This window comes from Arthrobacter sp. 10T416, from assembly GCF_056394165.1.
This window is the reverse complement of sequence record NZ_JBFTHI010000005.1, coordinates 1-19,035: the sequence shown is the minus strand read 5'-3', so window position 1 is coordinate 19,035 and position 19,035 is coordinate 1. Positions and strand designations below refer to the sequence as shown.

Genomic DNA, 19,035 nt, shown 5'->3' with positions numbered 1-19,035 from the left:
GCATTCCATCATGGTTCGTGAGCTTTCCCATTACGTCGGCGGACAGCACATCGAGGGCACCTCGGGGCGCTTCAGCGACGTCTACGATCCCTGCACCGGCGAGGTCCAGGCCCGGCTGCCGCTGGCCAGCGCCGAAGAGGTCCGCAACGTGGTCTCGAACGCGGAGAAGGGCCAGCTGGAGTGGGCCGCGATGAACCCGCAGCGCCGCGGCCGGATTCTGCTCAAGTTCGTGGACCTGGTCAACCAGAACATGGACGAACTGGCCACCCTGCTCTCCTCCGAGCACGGCAAGACTTTCCTGGACGCCAAGGGTGACATCCAGCGCGGCATCGAGGTGGTGGAATTCGCCGCCGGCGCACCGCACCTGCTCAAGGGAGAGTTCTCCGACAGCGCCGGCACCGGCATCGACGTCCACTCCATGCGCCAGCCGCTCGGCGTCGTCGCTGGCATCACACCGTTCAACTTCCCGGCCATGATCCCGCTCTGGAAGGCCGGGCCGGCCCTGGCCGCCGGCAACTCCTTTGTCCTCAAGCCCTCCGAACGGGACCCGTCGGTGCCGCTGCGGCTGGCCGAGCTGTTCACCGAGGCCGGGCTGCCGGACGGTGTGTTCAACGTGGTCAACGGCGACAAGGAAGCCGTGGATGCGCTGCTGGAAGACCCCCGCGTGCAGGCCATCGGCTTCGTCGGGTCCACCCCGATCGCGCAGTACATCTACGCCACGGCCGCCGCGAACGGCAAGCGCGCCCAGTGCTTTGGCGGCGCCAAGAACCACATGGTCATCATGCCGGACGCCGATCTGGACATGGCCGCGGACGCCCTCATCGGCGCCGGCTTCGGATCCGCCGGGGAACGCTGCATGGCCATCTCCGTCGCCGTCCCCGTCGGCAAAAAGACCGGCGACGCGCTCGTGGCCAAGCTGCAGGAACGCATCGCGGACCTCAAGGTCGGCCACAGCCTGGCCAAGGACTCGGACTTCGGCCCGGTGGTCGCCGCGTCTGCCAAGGAACGGATCGAGGGCTACATCGCCGCCGGCGTCGAGGAGGGCGCCACCCTGCTTGAAGACGGCCGCGGCCTGAAGGTCGACGGCTACGACGGCGGCTTCTGGGTGGGTCCGACGCTCTTCGACAACGTCACCAAGGACATGACGATCTACCAGGAGGAGATCTTCGGCCCGGTCCTCAGCGTGCTCCGCGCCGAGGACTACGATGAGGCGCTCCGGCTCTGCAGCGAGCACGAGTTCGGCAACGGCGTGGCTATCTTCACCCGCGACGGCGACGCCGCCCGCGACTTCGCCAGCCGCGTCCAGGTGGGCATGGTGGGCATCAACGTCCCCATCCCGGTGCCCATCGCGTACTACACCTTCGGCGGCTGGAAGGCCTCGGGCTTCGGTGACCTCAACCAGCACGGCGCCGACGCGTTCCGCTTCTACACGAAGACCAAGACCGTCACCACCCGCTGGCCCTCCGGGATCCGCCAGGGCGCCAGCTTCGTGATGCCGGAAGGCAGCTGATGACGGAGCAGGCGGCCGACGGCGCAGAAGTCCTGTTCGAGCGCCGCGGCCGGCTCGGCGTCGTCACCCTGAACCGGCCCAAAGCCGTCAACGCGCTGACCGCCGGGATGGCTGCGGCAATGCTGGACCAGCTCACCCTCTGGGCGGACGACGAGGCCGTCGCCGCGGTCCTGGTCCGCGGGGCCGGTGAGCGCGGCCTGTGCGCCGGCGGGGATATCGTGGCCATCTACCGGGACATGGTGGACGGCGACGGTGACGCCACCGCGGACTTCTGGGCGGTCGAATACCGGCTGAACCTGCTGATTTCCGAATACCCCAAACCCTATGTGGCCTTTATGGACGGGCTGGTCCTCGGCGGCGGGGTGGGGATCTCCGCGCACGGCTCGGTCCGGATCGTCACCGAACGCACCCGGATGGGCATGCCGGAAACCACCATTGGTTTTGTGCCCGACGTCGGCGGGACCCTGCTGCTCTCCCGCTCGCCCGGCGAAACCGGCACGCACGCGGCCCTGACCGGCGCCCACCTTAGCGGCTCCGACGCCCTGTTCCTGGGACTCGCGGACACCTTTGTCCCCGCCGGGCAACTCGCGGATCTGGCCGAGGCGCTCGAAACCGAACCGGTGGACGCCGCCGTCGCCCGGTTCGCCGAGGACGCCCCGCCGTCGGTCCTGGCCGCGCAGCAGGAATGGATCGACGCCTGCTATTTGGCTGACGACGCCGGGGAAATCCTCCGCCGGCTGCGCACCGTCGGCGGGGAAGCCGCGGACGTGGCCGAGACAATCGAGGCAAAGTCCCCGACGGCGGTCAAAGTGGCCCTCGCATCGCTGCGGCGCGCGCGCGGCCTGAGCCTGGCGGACGCCCTGGCACAGGAGTACCGCGTGGGCCTGCGCTTCCTGGCCGGCACCGACTTCCGCGAAGGCATCCGCGCGCAGGTGGTGGATAAGGACCGCACCCCGCGCTGGACGCCGGCCAGCCTCGCCGAGGTACGCCAGGACGACGTCGAGGCCTACTTCGCCCCGCTCGGTGACCGTGAACTGCAGCTCGCTCCGAAGGAGAAAAACAATGTCTGAGACCGCAGCGCCGGAGACCCCCGCGCCCGTGGCAGGAACCTTCGCCTTCCTTGGTCTGGGCCACATGGGCGGGCCGATGGCCGTCAACCTTGTCAAGGCCGGCTACACCGTTACCGGCTTTGACGTGGTGCCCGCAGCGCTGGAAGCCGCGCGTGCCCACGGGATCACCACCGCGGACACCGCCGCGGAGGCCGTGGCGGGCGCCGCCGTCGTGCTGACCATGCTGCCCAGTGGCAAACACCTGCTTGACGCCTACCGCGGCGCTGACGGCGGACCGGGCCTGCTGGCCGCGGCGGAACCCGGAACCATGTTCCTGGACTGCTCCACCATCAACGTGGACGAGGCCCGCGAGGCCTCCGCCCTGGCCGTCGAGGCCGGCCACCGGGCCGTCGACGCTCCGGTCTCGGGCGGCGTGGTGGGCGCCGAAGCGGGGACCCTGACGTTTATGGTCGGCGCGCTGGAGGAGGACTTCGCCGCCGTCAAGCCGATGCTCGAAGTTATGGGCAAGCGTGTGGTCCACTGCGGCAGCCACGGCGCCGGCCAGGCCGCCAAGATCTGCAACAACATGATCCTGGGCGTCTCGATGATCGCCGTGAGCGAGGCCTTTGTCCTCGGCGAGAAGCTTGGCCTGACGCACCAAGCCCTTTTCGACGTCGCCTCCGCGGCCTCAGGCCAGTGCTGGGCGCTGACCACCAACTGCCCCGTCCCCGGACCGGTGCCGACCAGCCCGGCGAACCGCGACTACCAGCCGGGCTTCGCCGGGGCGCTGATGGCCAAAGACCTGAAGCTGGCGCTCAACGCGCTCGAAAGCACCGGCGTCGCCGCCCGGCTGGGACCGCTGGCCTCGGAAATTTACGATACGTTTGCCGCGGAAGGCGGTGCCGGGCGGGACTTCTCCGGCATCATCACCGACATCCGGGACAAAACCGACCAGCAGTCGAGGGGACAGGCATGACCGAGTACACAAACATCCTGGTGGAGCGCCGCGGCCGCGTGGGCGTCGTGACGCTCAACCGGCCCCAGGCGCTGAACGCCCTGAACAAGGACACCATGGACGAGCTCGTGGCCGCAGTGTCCGCGATGGACACCGATCCCGGCATCGGGGCCGTAGTGCTGACCGGTTCGGCCAAGGCTTTCGCCGCCGGCGCCGACATCAAGGAGATGCAGTCCAAGGGCTACATGGAGATGTACGCGGCGGACTGGTTCCGCGGCTGGGAGGACTTCACCCGGCTGCGCATCCCCGTGGTCGCTGCCGTCTCCGGGTTCGCCCTGGGCGGCGGCTGCGAACTGGCCATGATGTGCGACTTCATCATTGCCGGGGACAACGCCAAGTTCGGCCAGCCCGAAATCAACCTAGGGGTCCTCCCCGGGATGGGCGGGTCGCAGCGGCTCACCCGCGCCGTCGGCAAGGCCAAGGCGATGGACATGATCCTCACGGGCCGTTTTATGGACGCCGATGAGGCCGAGCGCGCCGGCCTGGTGTCCCGCGTGGTGCCGGCCGCGGACGTCGTCGAGGAAGCCGTGAAGGCCGCCGAGGTCATCGCGTCCAAGTCCAAACCCGTTGCGATGGTGGCCAAGGAAGCGGTCAACGCAGCCTTCGAAACCGGACTGGCGCAGGGTGTGCTGTTCGAACGCCGTGTGTTCCACTCGCTGTTCGCCACCGAGGACCAGAAGGAAGGCATGGCCGCGTTCAGCGAGAAGCGGCAGCCCGAATTCAACCACCGGTAGGTTGCCGTGAACACCGGCTTTCTGGGCGTCGGGGCCTCAGCGGACGAGACCCATGCCCTGCTCCCCGGGGACGGGCTGGTACCCGACGCCGATGTGGTGATGGACCGGGGGTTCGACCTGCCGGCGCCGCCCGGGACCGTCTGGCCGTGGATGGTGCAGCTGGGTAAGCAGCGGTCCGGCTGGTACCTGCCCCGGTGGGTCGAAGCCGTCCTCCCGGCCGGCCGCCGGGCGCTCCGCACCATTGACCCGGCGCTGCAGGGGCTCCGGCCCGGCGACGTCATTCCCGACTGGGGCGGCCCCGGCGCCACGTTTGAAATCGTCACGGTGGATCCGCCGCGTGCCCTGGTCCACCGGTCGCAGCGCGGGGCGCTGCGGATCAGCTGGGCAATTGTGCTGCGGCCGGTGCCGCTCCAGAATGGGGCGGAGGGCGCGGTTGGGGCGGCTAAGAGCGCTGGCGCGGCCAAGAGCGCTGGCGCGGTGGCCGGGACGCGGGTTCACCTGAGGCTCCGGCTCGCCGGGGTCAAGCGCCGCCGACTGGTGGAAGTCGGCGGCGGCCTGTTCGATCTCCTGACCATCGCCGGGCTCGCGGCCGGCCTGCGCGAGCGGCTGGGCGCGGCCCGGTAGCCGCCCGGGTTGGCCAGCCCGCGGGCGGCCCGTTATGCCCGGCGGCGGGCGCGGAGAACCGAGTCTTGGACCGTCACCGGGGCGCCGTCGGCATCGCTGGTGGCGCGCGGCCGGGCCGTGCAGGTGAGGATTTCCCACTCCAGCGGGTCGAGGTCCGCCGCGATCTGTTCGGCGGTGAAGAGCAACCCGGGGGTGGAGGGCCGGCGCACTGACGTTTCCAGGTCCGCGGGGTGGTGGCCCACGATCAGCAGTGTCCCGCCCGGAGCGACGGACGCGGCCAGCCGGCTGTACACGCCCTCCCGCTGGGGTGCCGGCAAATGCAGATACTGCGCCGAGACGAGGTCGAAAGTACCGGCCGGCGGCGGCGACGCCGTCAGGTCCTCGTGCAGCCAGGTGATCCGGGCGGCGGTCTCCGGTTCGTCGTCGAGAGCGGCGGCTGCCCGGGCCAGGGCCACTGACGAGATATCGACCGCCGTCACCCGCCAGCCGCGGCGGGCCAGCCACGCGGCGTCGGCGCCTTCTCCTGCCCCGACGTCGAGCGCGGAACCCGGCCTAAGATCCGAGGCCTCGGCCACCAGCTGGGCGTTCGGTTGCCCGCTCCACACTGACCCGTGAAGGCCGTGCTCGCGGTACCGTTCGTCCCAGAACGATTCGTCGAATTCCATGTGCAGCTCTCCTCCGGGCGCCGTCCCACACTGCCGGGCGCCTGCCGCTCCGGCCGCCAACCCAGTCTAGGCGGGGACCCGCGCCGCCGCGACGCGCAATTGCCCCGGCGACCAGCAAACCCCTTTGCGACGCGGAAAAGCCCTCCCGAGGCGGAAATACCCGTAGCGCCGGGTTATTTGAGCGTCGCTGGGTCGGATGCGTATCGCCGACGCGCATTGCCCCGGCGACCAGCCCCGCCAGTCCGCGGGTACCTACGTGGCGGAAATCCCGAACAGGCCGATGATCAGGGCCATCACCATCAGCGTCACGAATTCGTGGGCGCAGTTGAGCACCGTCAGGCCCACGGGGCGCCCCTCGAAGGCGTCGTGCGTGATGAAGCGGGCCGCCGTGAACCCGGCCCACAGGATCAGGGCGGTCACCAGGGTGTTGGCCAGGAAGTTGCCGCCGTAGAAGTTCTGCGAAATGGCTGCGGATCCGGCCAGCACCCAGGCGCTGACCAGGCTTACCAGCAGCGTGATGAGGATGGGCTTGACGGCGTCCCGGGCCTCTCCGCTGGGCGTGACCTTGGCGACGCGCATCCAGTAGTTGCCAAACACCTTGGGCGTGTACCAGACGGACCCGACCACCATGCTGGACAAGGTTGCCAGCAGTACCGCCCAGATGTTGATCTCGGGAATCATTGCGTTCTCCTCAGCTCCGGGTCCATCCGGCCGACGGGCCCCGCAAGGGAAGTGTATGGCCTAGCCGCTGAAGTCCCCGGCATTGCTCCGAAAGCGGCCCAGGATGCGGATCAGCTGCTCCACGTCCGGGTCCGCGAACCCCGACTGGCCGAAGACCTCCGCGTTGAGCACCGCCGTCGCCCGTTTGGCGAGGGTGCGGCCCTCCGAAGTAAGTTCGATCAGGGTGGTCCGGCCGTCGGTGGGGTGCGGGGACCGCAGGACCAGGCCGGCGTCCTGCAGGCGGTCGACGGCGTTGGTCACCGAGGTGGGATGGACCTGGAGCAGGGCACTTGCCTTGTTCATGGGCAGCGCGCCGCTGCGGGCGAAGCTGAGCAGGGCCAGCAGTTCGTAGCGCGCGAACGTCAGCCCGAACGGCTTCAGCGCGGCCTCGATCCGGGCCAGCAGGATCTGCTGGGTCCGCATGATCGCCGTGATTGCCGCCATCGGGGCGGCGACGTCGGCCCACCCGTGCCGTTCCCAGTTCCGTTGGGCGTCGGCGATAGGATCCCGCGGCAGCGGCGTGCCCACGCCTAGCCCTGCCCCTTCAGCGCGGGGAAATCCGCCTCCGAGTATTCGATGCCGATGCCGAGGCCGGTGGACAGGCCGCCGGGCCCGTGGCGCAGTTCCTCGCTGTGGCGCAGTTCCACGCGCCGGATTTTGCCGGAAATCGTCTTGGGCAGTTCCGCGAACTCCAGCCGGCGGATCCGTTTAAACGGCGCCAGGTGCTCGCGGCAGTAGCGCAGGATGTCCTCGGCGAGCTCCGGTCCGGGCTCGTGTCCGGCGGCGAGGACCACGAAGGCCTTGGGGACGGAGAGTTTCAGCGGGTCGGGGGAGGGGACGACGGCGGCTTCCGCCACCGCCGGGTGCTCGATCAGCACACTCTCCAGTTCAAAGGGAGAGAGTCGGTAGTCGGAGGACTTGAAGACGTCGTCGCCCCGGCCCACGTAGGTGATGATCCCGCGTTCGTCCCGGCTCGCCATGTCACCCGTGTGGTAGTAACCGTCCCGGAAGGCCTCCGCGGTCTTCTCCGGGTCGCCGTAGTAGGCCTTCATCAGCCCCACGGGGCGCGGGTCCAGGCGCAGGCAGAGCTCGCCGTCGTCGCCCTCCGCGCCGGTGGCCGGGTCCACCAGCACAACGTCATAGCCGGGCAGCGGCTTCCCCATGGCGCCGATCTTGATGGGCTGGCCAGGGGTGTTGGCGATCTGGACTGTGGACTCGGTCTGGCCGAAACCGTCCCGGATGGTCTGGCCCCAGGCGCGGTTGACCTGGTCGATCACCTCGGCGTTGAGCGGCTCGCCGGCGGAGACCACCTTGGTGGGCGGGTTCTTCAGCAGGGTGAGGTCGGCCTGGATCAGCATCCGCCAGACAGTGGGCGGGGCGCAGAAACTGGTGACCCCTTCGCGGTCCATCTGCTCCATCAGGGCCTTCGCGTCGAAGCGGTCGTAGTTGTAGATGAAAACGCAGGCCTCGGCGATCCAGGGCGTAAAGACGTTCGACCAGGCGTGCTTCGCCCAGCCGGGGGAGGCCACGTTCAGGTGCACGTCACCCGGTTCCATCCCGATCCAGAACATGGTGGAGAGGTGGCCCACCGGGTAGGACGTGTGCGTGTGCTCCACGAGTTTGGCCTTGGACGTGGTGCCCGAGGTGAAGTAGAGCAGCAGGGTTTCGTCGGCCAGTGTCGGCGCGTCCGGGACGAAGTCCTTCGCCGCGCCGTCGGCCCCGCGGTACTGCAGGGCCTGCGCGGTCCCGCCGGCGTCGTTCCCGCCGATCTCGATCAGCGTGTAGTCGCCGGGCACGCCGGCGAACTTGTCGATGTTGGCGCTTCCGACGGCGGCCCAGTTGGCTCCGCCGCGTTCCACCCGGTCCTTCAGGTCGTCCGGGCCCATCAGCGTGGTGGTCGGGATCATCACGATCCCAAGCTTGATGCCGGCCAGCATCAGCTCCCAGAGCTCCACCTGGTTGCCGAGCATAATGATCATCCGGTCCCCGCGGCGCACGCCCTGGCTGCGGAGCCAGTTGGCCACCTGGGCGGAGCGGGCGGCGAGGTCCGCGAAGCTCCGCCGGGTGGCCGTGCCGTCCTGCTCCACGATCACCAAGGCCGGTCGGTCGGCTTTGGCCGGGTCGGCGGCGATGGTGTCGAACCAGTCGAGCGCGAAGTTGAACTCCCGGAAGCGCGGCCACTGGAACTCCTCGCGGGCGGCGGTGTAGTCCCCGCGCAGGGCCAGCAGCCGGTCCCTCGCAGCGCGGAATTCCTCGGTGACGGTCATGGGCGCACCTTTCGCAGCCGGTCTCAGCCGGGCGGTCCGGTGACGGCCGCCGCTGGCCTTGTGATTCACATCCCTAGTGATCAATGTCACTGTGCAATATACTAGGACATCCAAGGGTTTGGAAGAGCCGATGTTGCTGCCAATGCGCCGCACATTACGAAGGGATACGTGCCTGTGCAGTCACAAGGAAGTGCCAGCGGACAGACCGCCGTCCAGGCGGCCACCGGCCGCAGCAGCGCCGGGGAGCGTACAGGGGAGCGTTCCGCCGAAGGTCCGGCCACGGCGACGGCGCAGGCGCCGGCACCGGCCGCACCGCCCGCCGCACCCCCCGCAGCACCCCCGTTCCCGGACGCGGACCTGATGTACATCGTGGACCTGCTGCCGGCCGACGAACGGGCACGGTACCAGGAGATCCGGGAGTTCCTGCAGACCCGGATCCGCGCGGCCTCCATCGACTACTGGAACCGTGAAGAGTTCCCCTTCGGGCTGCTGGCGGAGCTGGGCAAGTACGGCCTCGGCGGCCTGCAGACGGACGGGACTTCCAAGCTCTTCAAGGGCCTGATGTACGTGGAGGTGGCCCGGGCGGACGTCTCCCTGTCAGCCCTCGTGGGGATCCACAACGAACTGATCGTCGGGATGATCGACGAACTCGGCTCGGCGGAGCAGAAGGCCCGCTGGCTCCCCGGACTGACCGCCTTCAGCCAGCTGGGCGCGTTCGCCCTCACGGAACCCGACCACGGCTCGGACATCGCCGGCGGCCTGTCCACGACAGCGCGGCTGGAGGACGGCGAATGGGTGATCAGTGGCGCCAAGCGCTGGATCGGCGCCGGAACCATCGCCGACTTCGCGCTGGTCTGGGCCCGCGACGTCGCCGACCAGCAGATCAAGGGTTTCATCGTCGAGACGGACCGCCCCGGGTACACCGCCACCAAGATCGCCAACAAAATCGGGCTGCGGATCATGCAAAACGCGGACATCGTACTGGACGAGGTCCGGATCCCGGAAGCGAACCTACTGCCCGGCGCCACCGACTTTTCCCGCGCCAACAAACTGCTCCGCGACTCGCGCGCCTGGGTGGGCTGGCAGGGCGCCGGTATCCAGCTGGCCGCGTTCGACGTCGCCCGGGCCTACGCGCTGGAGCGTAAGCAGTTCGGCAAGGAACTGGCCCGCTTCCAGCTGGTCCAGCAGCAGCTGGCCGAGATCCTGGGCAACGCGAGCGTCTCGCTGGCCCTGATGGCCCAGCTGGCCCGGATCCAGCAGGAGGGCAAGCTGGAAATGGTGCAGGCGGCCATGGCGAAGTCCACCACCACCCGGCTGGCCCGGGCCTCCGTCGCGATGGGGCGCTCGCTGATGGGCGGGAACGGGATCAGCAGCGACTTCGAGATGGGCAAGCTCTTCGGCGACGCCGAGATCCTGTACACGTACGAGGGCAGCTACGAGATCAATTCGCTGATCGTGGCCCGCGCCGTGACCGGGAAGTCGGCGTTCGTCTAGGAAGCCTGGCCGGCCGCGCCGTAACGCTCGCTGCGGTTCCGCCCGGCGTGCTTGGCCGCGTACAGGGCCCGGTCCGCGCAGGCCAGCAGGCTGTGGCTGCCGGCGTCCCGAAGTTCGCATACCCCTGCCGAGACTGTGATGGATCCGACCTCCCCGAACGGTTCCGTTTCGATGGCGGCACGGGCCCGTTCGGCCGCGATGAGGGCCTCCGCGCCTTCCGTCCCGGGCATCAGCCAGACGAACTCCTCCCCGCCGAAGCGGGCCACGATCTCGTCCTGGCGGGCGACGCCGCGCAGCCGGTCCGCGACGGCGGCGAGGACGACGTCGCCCATCAGGTGGCCGTGGGTGTCGTTGACTTTTTTGAAGTGGTCGATGTCGATGACGACGGCGCTGAGGCTGGTTCCGCGCGACGCCGCCAGTTCGATTTCGTGCGAGAGGTGCTGTTCCAGCGCGCGCCGGTTGGGCAGGCCGCTGAGTTCGTCCGTGGTGGCCTGCAGCTCCAGGCTGGCGCGGGCCTCGGTGTTGCCGATCGCGATCTCCACCAGCTCGGCGAACTGCGCGAGCCGTTCGAGCATGGCCTCGGTGACGCCGGCGCTGGACTTCGAGGTCAGGCTCAACACACCCCAGAGGCTGCCGTGGACCCGGATGGGCGCCCCGGCCCCGGACTGGAAACCGCCCGCCCGCATCTGCTCCGCGGCCGGTCCGCCTTCCGGGCTGTAGACCACCAGGGCGGGTTTGCCGGTCACGGCCACCCGGACGGTGGCCGAGATGTCGGTCGGCGAGAAGACATGGGTGCGGCTCAGCGTTGGCGGCAGCGCCGGCGCCATCGCCACGATTTCGGCCGCCAGCGGACCGGTGAAGCGGACGACGGCGGCCGAATCCACGCTGAAGAGGTCCCGGACAATAAAGGCGACCCGCTCCGAGATGGCGGCGGGGGCGGCGTTGCGGGCGACGGCGGTGGCGATCTCGTGCAGGCCGGACCACATGTGTTCCTGCCGGAGCCGGTCCGTGATGTCGACGGCCACCACCATGCCCGCGGTGGCGTCGTTGTCCGAATACACCGGTCCGGCTTTGAGCCGGTAGGTGCGGGGCCCGATTTTCCGGTTCCAGGAGACCTCCTGGCCGGCCAGGGCGGCGCGGTAGCGGGGCTCCAGTTCCCTGGCGAGGGCTCCGTCGAGGACCTCGTGGATGAGCCGGCCTTCGAGCTCGTCGGAACGGTGGCCAAAGGACTCCAGCTCCTGGCCTTCGGCGATCAGGTAGCGCAGGTCGGAATCGAAGAGCAGTACAAAGACGCCGGGGACGCTGCGCGCCAGTGCGCGGTACCGGTCGGTGTCCCGCTGCTGCCGGCGCTCGGCGAGGACCCGCTCGGTGATGTCCGTGACCATCACGAAGAAGCCCTGCACCCCGCCGTTGCCGCCGTCGCGCAGGTCCGGGATGTAGGAGACCTCGGTGAAACGGTCCGTGCCGGAGGCGTCCGTGAGCGTGCGCGTGAAGAGCTGGGGCTCGCCGTCGAGCACCTTTTGGATGTAGCCCTGGTTGGCCTCGTAGACGGTGTCGCTGAGCAGATCCCGGATGTGGATGCCGTGCAATTCTTCGGGGGAAACGCCGAACCACTCGCGGTAGGCGTCGTTCGCCAGCCGGTTGCGCAGGTCGAGGTCCCAGTAGCCGACCATCGCCGGGATGCCGTTCAAAACGGCCCGCATCTGCGCGGGGACCTCGGGCAGCGGCGGCTGCCGAGCGTTCTCCCGGGCGAGAGCGCTGTGAATATTCATTGCCCAAGTATCTATTGCGGCGCTGCGCTTCCGGAAACCGAGGAAGCGGCCTGCGCGGCAGCATCGATCCTGGCGGTGTGTTCGGCCCAGTCCCCGGCAGTGCGCGGGGTGAGGTTCGGGTCGCCCGGGCCCTTCCCGGCGGTCCCGTCGATGAGTTCGCGCAGGATGTCCGCGTGGCCCAGGTGCTGGGCCGTTTCGACGCACATGTGCACCAGGATCTGCTGCAGGGTCACGTTCCGGCGTTCCTCGGGCCACCACGGCACCTCGCCCGGGGCGTCGAGGGGAAGTGCTTCGATGGTGGCGTCGCTGTGGGCCGCAGAGGTGCGGTGCAGTTCCACAATCTGGTCCCGGGTTTCATCGGCGGTGACCCAGAGGTCCGCGTCCGGGTCGGCGTCGTCGTCCAGCCAGGGCAGGGGCTGGCCGTGGGGACGGCCGAACACCTCGCCGAAGTAGCCGATCTCGACGCTGGCCACGTGCTTGACCAGGCCCAGGAGGTTGGTTCCGGTGGGGGTCAGCGGGCGGCGGATGCTGTATTCGTCCAGTCCGTCCAGCTTGGCCAGCAGTTCTTCCCGGCGCAGGCGCAGGTAGCGGTGCAGTATCGCTTTTTGGTCCATGCCCGGCATCCTACCCGTGCTCAGGGCAGGAACCGATAGCCGATCCCGGCCTCGGTCAGCAGGTGCCGGGGAGCGGCGGCGTCGGGTTCGAGCTTGCGGCGGAGCTGGGCCATGTACACCCGAAGGTAGTTGGTTTCCTTCGCGTAGGCAGGACCCCAGACCTCGGACAGGAGCTGCTGCTGGGTGACGAGTTTCTCGGGGTTCCGCACCAGGACCTCCAGCATTTTCCACTCCGTCGGGGTGAGCCGGATGTCTTCGCCGGCGCGCGTGACGCGGTGCTTGCCGAGATCCACGGTGAACGCGTCCGTGGCGACGACGGACGGTTCCTTGCTGTCGGCGCTGCGCCGCAGCAGGGCCCGCAGCCGGGCCAGGAGTTCGTCCAGCCCGAACGGTTTGGTGATGTAGTCATCCGCGCCGGCGTCCAGCGCCTGCACTTTGTCCGTGGAGCCGTGGCGGGCCGACAGGACCAGCACCGGGACCTGGCTCCAGCCCCGGAGTTTCGCCAGGACGGCGGCGCCGTCCATGTCCGGCAGGCCCAGGTCCAGGATGACCAGCGACGGCGGGGTCCGGGCCGCGGCCGCCAGCGCGGACTGCCCGTCCTCGGCCGCCGTGACGTCGTAGCCGTGGGCGCGCAGCGTGATCCGCAGGGCCCGCAGCAGGTACGGGTCGTCGTCGACCACCAGGACGGCGGTCATGGCATGTCCGTGGGGGAGGAAAGGATCGGCGGCGCGTGGTGGCGTCCCAGCAGGGCGGATTGCGGCTCCAACGGTGCCTGCTCGGGCCGCTCAGCGACCGGCGCACCCTCGGACAGCGGCAGGCTGACCACCATCGTCAGGCCGCCGCCGGGGGTGGTTTCCGCGGTCAGCCGGCCGCCCATCGCCTCGGTGAACCCCTTCGCGACGGCCAGCCCGAGGCCGACGCCGGTGGCTCGGTTCGCGTCGTCCAGCCGCTGGAAGGGACGGAACATCTCCACGACCTGCTCCGCGGGGACCCCCGTGCCGTGGTCGATGATCCGCATTTCTCCGGAGGGGCGGCCCGCGACTGCGCCGGCGCCCAGACCGCCCGCGGTGCCCGTCAGGACGATGTCCGAGTGCGGGGCGTATTTGACGGCGTTCTCGACGATGTTCGCGATGACGCGTTCGAGCATCCCGGGGTCGGCATCCACCTCGGGCATGTTGGCGGGCAGTTCCACCCGGACCCGGCCGGCGTCAATCCCGTGCAGGGCGCCGCTGACCACCTCGTACCAGCGCGTCGGGCGGAGCAGCGGGGTGACCGTGTCGGAGGTGATCCGGGACATGTCCAGCAGGTTGCCCACCAGGGCATCGAGCCGGTCCGAGCACTCATCGATGGTTTCGAGCAGTTCCTGTTCCTCTTCCCGGGTGTAGCGGACGCCGGTCTGGCGCAACCCGCCGACGGCGAGTTTGATGCCGGCCAGCGGGGTCCGGAGGTCGTGGGAGACCGCGCGGAGCAGTGAGGTCCGGATGGAGTTGCTCTCGGCCAGCCGCCGGAGCTGGCTGCGGCTGGCCAGCAGTTGCTGGTTCTCGAGCTGGGCCAGCAGGTGCACACCGAAGGCGCCCAGCAGTCGGCGGTCACTGGCGGGGAGCACGCGGCCGGAAAGGACCAGCCGCGTGGCCGGGTTGATCTGTTCGACGTTGTCTCCGTGCGGGCCCGCAACGGCGGTGTCCCCGTGCGGACCGGCAGCGGCAGGGTCGGAGGCGGCAGCGGCGTCGTCGGCGGTTACGGGCGGAACGTCCCCGACGCCGGCCAGCAGCCGCCACCGCGGCCCCGTCGTCGCCGCCGGGCCGTCGTCGGACTCACCGCCGGCGAGGCCGTACAAGGCCGCGCCGCGGACCTGGAAAACGTCCAAGGCCTGTTCCAGTAGGCCGGTGACAGTGTCCTCCGATCCGGCCGCGCCGCGCGACAGCTCGGCCAGGGTGGTTGCTTCCGCCCGCGCCCGGGCGGCCTCCTTGGAGCGCCGGGCAGCGAGGTCCACCACCACGGCGACGGCCGCGGACACCCCGACGAACACCACCAGGGCGAGGACGTTCTGGGCGTCGCTGATGGCGAAATTGCCCACCGGCGGGGTGGAGAAATAGTTGACCAGCAGGCTGCTCCACAACGCCGCGAGGATCGCCGGCCACAGCCCGCCGACCAGCGCCACTGCGACGGACCCGGTGAGCTGGAGCAGCATGGATGTGGCCAGGTTCTTGTCCGGGTTGATTTCCAGGAACAGCTGGAGCAGCACGGGCAGCAGCACCGCCAGGCCAAAACCGACCATGACCCGGAGCCTGCCCAGCTCGCCCTGCCGGCCAGGCCGGCGGCCCCGTTGCGGGCTTTCCAGCGGCACCAGGTGCACGTCGATCCCGCCGGCCCCGCGGAGTACCCGTCCCACGAGGGCGCCGCCGCGCAGGCCGGTCACCACACGGTGCCAGGCGTTCTTGGGGGCCGATCCCAGCACCAGCTGGGAGGCGTTGACGCTCCGGGCGAAATCAAGAAGGGCCTCGGCCGGGTCTTCACCGACCACCACGTGGTAGCTGCCGCCCAGGTCCTGGACCAGCTGGCGCTGGGCATCGAGGGCCTGCGGCGACTCGGCGGCCACCGTCCCGGCGGCCCTGACGTGGACGGCCAGCAGGTCGTTGCCGGTGACCCGGCTGAGCAGCCGGGCGCCGCGCAGGACCAGGGATTCGCCGTCGGCTCCGCCGGCCAGTCCCACCACCACCCGCTCGCGGGTGGGCCAGCCGGCGTCGATCCGGTTCCCTTCCCGGTAGGCTGCCAGGCCCTCGTCCACGCGGTCCGCGAGCCACAGGAGCGCCAGTTCGCGGAGCGCGGCCAGGTTCCCGGGACGGAAGTAGTTGGACAGGGCAGAGTCGATCCGGTCGGCCGGCACAATCTTTCCCGCAGCGAGCCGTTGCCGGAGCAGGTCCGGGGAGAGATCCACCAGCTGGAGCTGGTCGGCCCGCCGGACGATCCCGTCGGGTACCGTCTCCGCCCGCCGGCCCCGGGTGATCCCGCTGACGACGTCGGCCAGGGAGGCCAGCTGGTGGACGTCCAGGGTGGTGAGGACGTTGGTCCCGGCGGCCAGCAGCTCGTCGATGTCTTCCCAGCGGTGCGCGTTCCGGCTGCCGGGGGCGTTTGAGTGGGCGTACTCGTCCACGATGGCGGTGGCCGGTGCCCGGTGCAGGACGGCGTCGAGGTCCAGTTCCTCGACCTCGATCCCGCCGGCGGGAACCCGCCGCGGATCGGTCAGCTCAAGGCCCGCCAGCAGGTCCCGGGTATCGCGGCGGCCGCGGTCGCGGGCGATGCCGACCACCACGTCCTCGCCGGCGCTGCGGAGCCGGTGGCCTTCGCGGAGCATGGCGAACGTCTTGCCGACGCCCGGGGCGTATCCCAGGAAAATGCGCAGCGTTCCACGTGCCATGCAGTCATTCTTCCATTCCGGCCCTGGTCCGGCGCCGGGGTGCGGCGTCAAGGAATTATCAAGATCCGTCCCGGGGTGGTGGTTGCGGGCCGGGCCGCTGCTAGCTTCGCAATTGAGAGCCACAGTGCGGCGTCCGCCCGTGAGGGGCGCCGCGAGGAAAGGAAGATCATGACAACCCTGAGCAGGCCGCCGGCTGACCCGTCGGCGCCGCGTCCCGGCCGGAAGACCGCATTGCGGAAATGGCTGCTGGTGGGGCTGCAGGACAGCAAGGGCTCGCATCAGGGCCCCGGCGGAGTCCCCGCGGCCGAGGAGAAGAAGCACACCTGGTGGCAGGTGATGTGCCTGACCGGTGTGGACTACTTCTCCACCCTCGGCTATCAGCCCGCCATCGCCGCGCTCGCCGCCGGCGTCATTTCGCCGCTGGCCACCCTGGTCCTCGTGGCGATCACCCTGCTGGGCGCCCTGCCCGTCTACCGGCGCGTGGCCGGGGAGAGCCACCGCGGCGAAGGCTCCATCGCCATGCTGGAACGGCTGATGCCGCGCTGGGGCGGGAAGCTCTTTGTGCTGGTCCTGCTTGGCTTCGCCGCGACCGACTTTATGATCACTATGACGCTCTCGGCCGCCGACGCCACCGCGCACCTGGTCCAGAACCCGATGGCGCCGGGGTGGCTGCAGGGCCAGAACGTGACCATCACCCTGATCCTGCTGGCCCTGCTGGCGGCCGTCTTCCTGCGCGGTTTCAAGGAAGCCATCGGCGTCGCCGTCGTCATCGTCGGGCTGTATCTGGGACTGAACGTGGTGGTGGTCGCGGCGTCCCTCTGGGAGGTCCTGACCCATCCCGTGGCGGTGGACAACTGGTGGCAGGCCATCTCCACTTCGCACGGCAACCCGCTGCTGGCAGTCGGCTTCGCCCTGCTGGTGTTCCCGAAACTCGCGCTTGGCCTGTCCGGGTTCGAGACCGGCGTCGCCGTGATGCCCCAGATCAAGGGCCACGCTGACGACACGGAGGACCACCCTGCGGGACGGATCCAGGGCGCACGGAAGCTGCTGACCACGGCCGCGCTGATCATGAGCACGTTCCTGATCGTCAGCAGTTTCACCACCGTGGTGCTGATCCCGGCGCAGGAGTTCCAGCCCGGCGGCCAGGCCAACGGGCGGGCGCTGGCGTTCCTGGCCCACGAGCACCTGGGGGTGGGCTTCGGCACCGTCTATGACCTGTCCACGATCGCCATCCTCTGGTTCGCCGGCGCCTCCGCCATGGCCGGGCTGCTGAACCTCGTGCCGCGCTACCTGCCCCGGTACGGGATGGCCCCCGGCTGGGCCCGGGCCGTGCGCCCGCTGGTCCTGGTGTTCACCCTGATCGGGTTCCTGATCACCTGGTTGTTCAACGCCGACGTCGACGCCCAGGGCGGCGCCTACGCCACCGGCGTGCTGGTGCTGATGACCTCCGCGGCGGTCGCCGTGACCCTGTCCGCGCGCCGCCAGCGGCAGCGCAAACGCACCATCGGCTTCGGCGTTATCGCCGTCGTCTTCATCTACACCACGGTGGCCAACATCATCGAACGCCCGGAGGGCCTCCGGATCGCGTCGATCTTCATCCTCGGGATCATCGTGATCTCACTGCTCTCGCGTGCCCGCCGCTCCTTCGAGCTGCACGCCACCCACGTCCACCTGGACCGGCAGGCGCTTGAGTTTATGTCCGATGAACTGGACGGCCCGCTCCGGATTGTGGCCCACGAGCCGCTGCGGCTCAGCGCGGAGGCATACCGGCAGAAGCTGGAGTCCGCGATTGAGGTCAGCCACCTGCCCCTGGACTACCGGGCCGTGTTCCTGGAGGTCGTCGTCGACGATTCCTCGGACTTCGAAACCGAATTGGAGGTCCGCGGCATCACCAGGCACGGCTACCGGATCCTGGAAGTGCATGGCCCGGCGGTCGCAAACACGATCGCGTCGGTGCTGCTGCACATCCGGGACGTGACCGGCCTGATGCCGCACATCTACTTCCGCTGGACCGAGGGAAACCCGCTGACCAACCTGCTGCGCTTCCTCGCGTTCGGGGAGGGGGAAATTGCGCCGGTCACCCGCGAGGTGCTGCGTGAGGCCGAACCCGATGTCACCAGGCGGCCTTGGGTCCACGTGGGGTAGGCCTAGGCGGAGACCAGGGATTTGGTCAGGATCGTCCCGCCCACGCCGGCCAGCACGGCGCCGGATCCGGCGGTGACAGCCCGCTTCACGCGGGGCCGGGCCAGGACGGAGGAGACCCGCTTGAGGGCATGGACCAGCACGACGTACCAGACCAGGGCGATGGCCAGGAAGATGCCGGCCATCAACGCGTGCTGTTCCAGCGGCGGGAGCGCTCCCAGGTTGAACTGTGGGAACAGCGACAGGTAGAAGACGGCAACTTTGGGGTTGAGCAGGTTGCTCACCACTCCCTGCAGGAAGGGCGAGTCACCCCGGAACCGGAGCCCGCCAGCGGCGGCCGGGGCCCCTTCCGGCTCCGGAGCACGGCGGCCACGGCCGAAGGCTTCCCGCAGGGCGCCAACGCCGAGGTAAAGAAGGTACGCCGCGCCGGCAATCCGGATGATGGCGCCGAGCACTTCGGACGCCGACAGAAGGGCCGTGACGCCAAGGACGGCGAGGAGGGCAAGGATGGTGTTGCCGACCATGATGCCGGCGGCAGTCGATGCGGCCGACCCGGGGCCGCGGTGGGCGTTCTTCAGGACCAGGGCGAAGTCCGGTCCGGGAACCAGGACCACCACGAGGCAGGTCAGCGCGAAGGCCATCAGTTGTTCGACCATCAAGGGGGTGCCTCCGGTGGGGGTTGGTGCCATCAAAGTGTAGCGGCGGCTGGTGCAAGCGTGCAGACGAAAGACAGCATGCAGAAGAAAGACAGCAGCCCCTCCGGAGAATTACTCCGGAGGGGCTGCTGCGGACTTCTAGGAGAAGTGTTCCGGCAGGCCGGGTCTTCCTGAAAGCTTAGAGCGGGCGGATGTTCTCAGCCTGCGGGCCCTTCGGGCCCTGGGTGACGTCGAACTCGACCTTCTGGTTCTCGTCCAGCGAGCGGTAGCCGCTGGAAGCGATTGCCGAGTAGTGGGCGAAAACGTCGGCCGACCCGTCATCCGGGGCAATGAAGCCAAAACCCTTTTCGGCGTT

Annotated in this window: 17 protein-coding genes; 7 read left to right on the top strand and 10 right to left on the bottom strand. The window is 69.5% G+C overall.

The window, feature by feature from the left end; translation table 11 throughout:
• Nucleotides 1–10 precede the first annotated feature (10 nt).
• The 5 genes from AC1DBE_RS07410 to AC1DBE_RS07390 are packed head-to-tail and all read left to right on the top strand — an operon-like array spanning nt 11 to nt 4,932.
• The gene (locus AC1DBE_RS07410; protein WP_476878103.1) at nt 11–1,510 is read left to right on the top strand and encodes a CoA-acylating methylmalonate-semialdehyde dehydrogenase; all 1,500 of its coding nucleotides are present in this window, start codon (nt 11–13) and stop codon (nt 1,508–1,510) included.
• Nucleotides 1,510–2,580, top strand: a complete 1,071-nt coding sequence (locus AC1DBE_RS07405; RefSeq protein ID WP_476970117.1) for an enoyl-CoA hydratase/isomerase family protein — start codon at nt 1,510–1,512, stop codon at nt 2,578–2,580. Before AC1DBE_RS07410 ends, AC1DBE_RS07405 begins: the two co-directional genes overlap by 1 nt.
• Entirely contained in the window at nt 2,573–3,535 is a 963-nt protein-coding gene (gene mmsB, locus AC1DBE_RS07400) for a 3-hydroxyisobutyrate dehydrogenase (RefSeq protein ID WP_476970116.1), read from the top strand. The genes AC1DBE_RS07405 and mmsB overlap by 8 nt, the downstream gene beginning before the upstream one ends.
• The gene (locus AC1DBE_RS07395) at nt 3,532–4,308 is read left to right on the top strand and encodes an enoyl-CoA hydratase (RefSeq protein ID WP_476970115.1); all 777 of its coding nucleotides are present in this window, start codon (nt 3,532–3,534) and stop codon (nt 4,306–4,308) included. The genes mmsB and AC1DBE_RS07395 overlap by 4 nt, the downstream gene beginning before the upstream one ends.
• A gap of 6 nt (nt 4,309–4,314) precedes the next feature.
• Nucleotides 4,315–4,932: a hypothetical protein gene (locus AC1DBE_RS07390; RefSeq protein WP_476970114.1), complete on the top strand. Its 618-nt coding sequence runs from the start codon at nt 4,315–4,317 to the stop codon at nt 4,930–4,932.
• Nucleotides 4,933–4,964: 32 nt separating this feature from the next.
• On the opposite strand, the gene AC1DBE_RS07385 is transcribed toward AC1DBE_RS07390, so the two are convergent.
• The 4 genes from AC1DBE_RS07385 to AC1DBE_RS07370 form a co-directional block, all read right to left on the bottom strand.
• Entirely contained in the window at nt 4,965–5,597 is a 633-nt protein-coding gene (locus AC1DBE_RS07385; protein WP_476970113.1) for a class I SAM-dependent methyltransferase, read from the bottom strand.
• 252 nt (nt 5,598–5,849) lie between these two features.
• Nucleotides 5,850–6,278 carry a DUF1761 domain-containing protein gene (locus AC1DBE_RS07380; RefSeq protein WP_476878109.1) on the bottom strand — a complete coding sequence of 143 codons (429 nt, stop codon included), beginning with the start codon at nt 6,276–6,278 and terminating at the stop codon, nt 5,850–5,852.
• A 60-nt stretch (nt 6,279–6,338) separates the two neighbouring features.
• Nucleotides 6,339–6,845 carry a MarR family winged helix-turn-helix transcriptional regulator gene (locus AC1DBE_RS07375; protein ID WP_476878110.1) on the bottom strand — a complete coding sequence of 169 codons (507 nt, stop codon included), beginning with the start codon at nt 6,843–6,845 and terminating at the stop codon, nt 6,339–6,341.
• Between the two features lie 2 nt (nt 6,846–6,847).
• Complete coding sequence (locus tag AC1DBE_RS07370; protein WP_476970112.1) at nt 6,848–8,584, bottom strand: AMP-binding protein; 1,737 nt, start codon at nt 8,582–8,584, stop codon at nt 6,848–6,850.
• A 360-nt stretch (nt 8,585–8,944) separates the two neighbouring features.
• Between AC1DBE_RS07370 and AC1DBE_RS07365 the strand changes: the two genes are divergently transcribed.
• Nucleotides 8,945–10,078, top strand: coding sequence for an acyl-CoA dehydrogenase family protein (locus AC1DBE_RS07365; protein ID WP_476970219.1), 1,134 nt, complete (start codon nt 8,945–8,947; stop codon nt 10,076–10,078).
• Here AC1DBE_RS07365 and AC1DBE_RS07360 read toward each other — a convergent pair.
• The 4 genes from AC1DBE_RS07360 to AC1DBE_RS07345 are packed head-to-tail and all read right to left on the bottom strand — an operon-like array spanning nt 10,075 to nt 15,882.
• Nucleotides 10,075–11,850: a sensor domain-containing diguanylate cyclase gene (locus AC1DBE_RS07360; protein ID WP_476970111.1), complete on the bottom strand. Its 1,776-nt coding sequence runs from the start codon at nt 11,848–11,850 to the stop codon at nt 10,075–10,077. The two genes, AC1DBE_RS07365 and AC1DBE_RS07360, sit on opposite strands and share 4 nt — an antisense overlap.
• An 11-nt stretch (nt 11,851–11,861) precedes the next feature.
• On the bottom strand, nt 11,862–12,464 hold the full coding sequence (locus AC1DBE_RS07355) for a DinB family protein (protein WP_476970110.1): 603 nt from the start codon (nt 12,462–12,464) through the stop codon (nt 11,862–11,864).
• A gap of 20 nt (nt 12,465–12,484) precedes the next feature.
• The gene (locus AC1DBE_RS07350) at nt 12,485–13,159 is read right to left on the bottom strand and encodes a response regulator (RefSeq protein ID WP_476970109.1); all 675 of its coding nucleotides are present in this window, start codon (nt 13,157–13,159) and stop codon (nt 12,485–12,487) included.
• Nucleotides 13,156–15,882: a DUF4118 domain-containing protein gene (locus tag AC1DBE_RS07345; protein WP_476970108.1), complete on the bottom strand. Its 2,727-nt coding sequence runs from the start codon at nt 15,880–15,882 to the stop codon at nt 13,156–13,158. Before AC1DBE_RS07345 ends, AC1DBE_RS07350 begins: the two co-directional genes overlap by 4 nt.
• A gap of 168 nt (nt 15,883–16,050) precedes the next feature.
• Between AC1DBE_RS07345 and AC1DBE_RS07340 the strand changes: the two genes are divergently transcribed.
• Nucleotides 16,051–18,027 carry an APC family permease gene (locus AC1DBE_RS07340; protein ID WP_476970107.1) on the top strand — a complete coding sequence of 659 codons (1,977 nt, stop codon included), beginning with the start codon at nt 16,051–16,053 and terminating at the stop codon, nt 18,025–18,027.
• A 2-nt stretch (nt 18,028–18,029) separates the two neighbouring features.
• On the opposite strand, the gene AC1DBE_RS07335 is transcribed toward AC1DBE_RS07340, so the two are convergent.
• A complete protein-coding gene (locus tag AC1DBE_RS07335) occupies nt 18,030–18,713 on the bottom strand; it encodes a LysE family translocator (protein ID WP_476970106.1) in 684 nt (227 codons plus the stop codon).
• A gap of 145 nt (nt 18,714–18,858) precedes the next feature.
• A partial coding sequence (locus AC1DBE_RS07330; RefSeq protein WP_476970218.1) for a cold-shock protein occupies nt 18,859–19,035 on the bottom strand: 177 nt, incomplete at its 5' end.

Coding starts and splice junctions, on each gene's coding strand:
- AC1DBE_RS07380 (WP_476878109.1), bottom strand. CDS start 6,278: ATGATTCCCGAGATCAACATCTGGGCGGTACTGCTGGCAACCTTGTCC.
- AC1DBE_RS07350 (WP_476970109.1), bottom strand. CDS start 13,159: ATGACCGCCGTCCTGGTGGTCGACGACGACCCGTACCTGCTGCGGGCC.
- mmsB (WP_476970116.1), top strand. CDS start 2,573: ATGTCTGAGACCGCAGCGCCGGAGACCCCCGCGCCCGTGGCAGGAACC.
- AC1DBE_RS07335 (WP_476970106.1), bottom strand. CDS start 18,713: ATGGCACCAACCCCCACCGGAGGCACCCCCTTGATGGTCGAACAACTG.
- AC1DBE_RS07365 (WP_476970219.1), top strand. CDS start 8,945: ATGTACATCGTGGACCTGCTGCCGGCCGACGAACGGGCACGGTACCAG.
- AC1DBE_RS07410 (WP_476878103.1), top strand. CDS start 11: ATGGTTCGTGAGCTTTCCCATTACGTCGGCGGACAGCACATCGAGGGC.
- AC1DBE_RS07370 (WP_476970112.1), bottom strand. CDS start 8,584: ATGACCGTCACCGAGGAATTCCGCGCTGCGAGGGACCGGCTGCTGGCC.
- AC1DBE_RS07345 (WP_476970108.1), bottom strand. CDS start 15,882: ATGGCACGTGGAACGCTGCGCATTTTCCTGGGATACGCCCCGGGCGTC.
- AC1DBE_RS07405 (WP_476970117.1), top strand. CDS start 1,510: ATGACGGAGCAGGCGGCCGACGGCGCAGAAGTCCTGTTCGAGCGCCGC.
- AC1DBE_RS07360 (WP_476970111.1), bottom strand. CDS start 11,850: ATGAATATTCACAGCGCTCTCGCCCGGGAGAACGCTCGGCAGCCGCCG.
- AC1DBE_RS07385 (WP_476970113.1), bottom strand. CDS start 5,597: ATGGAATTCGACGAATCGTTCTGGGACGAACGGTACCGCGAGCACGGC.
- AC1DBE_RS07340 (WP_476970107.1), top strand. CDS start 16,051: ATGACAACCCTGAGCAGGCCGCCGGCTGACCCGTCGGCGCCGCGTCCC.
- AC1DBE_RS07395 (WP_476970115.1), top strand. CDS start 3,532: ATGACCGAGTACACAAACATCCTGGTGGAGCGCCGCGGCCGCGTGGGC.
- AC1DBE_RS07355 (WP_476970110.1), bottom strand. CDS start 12,464: ATGGACCAAAAAGCGATACTGCACCGCTACCTGCGCCTGCGCCGGGAA.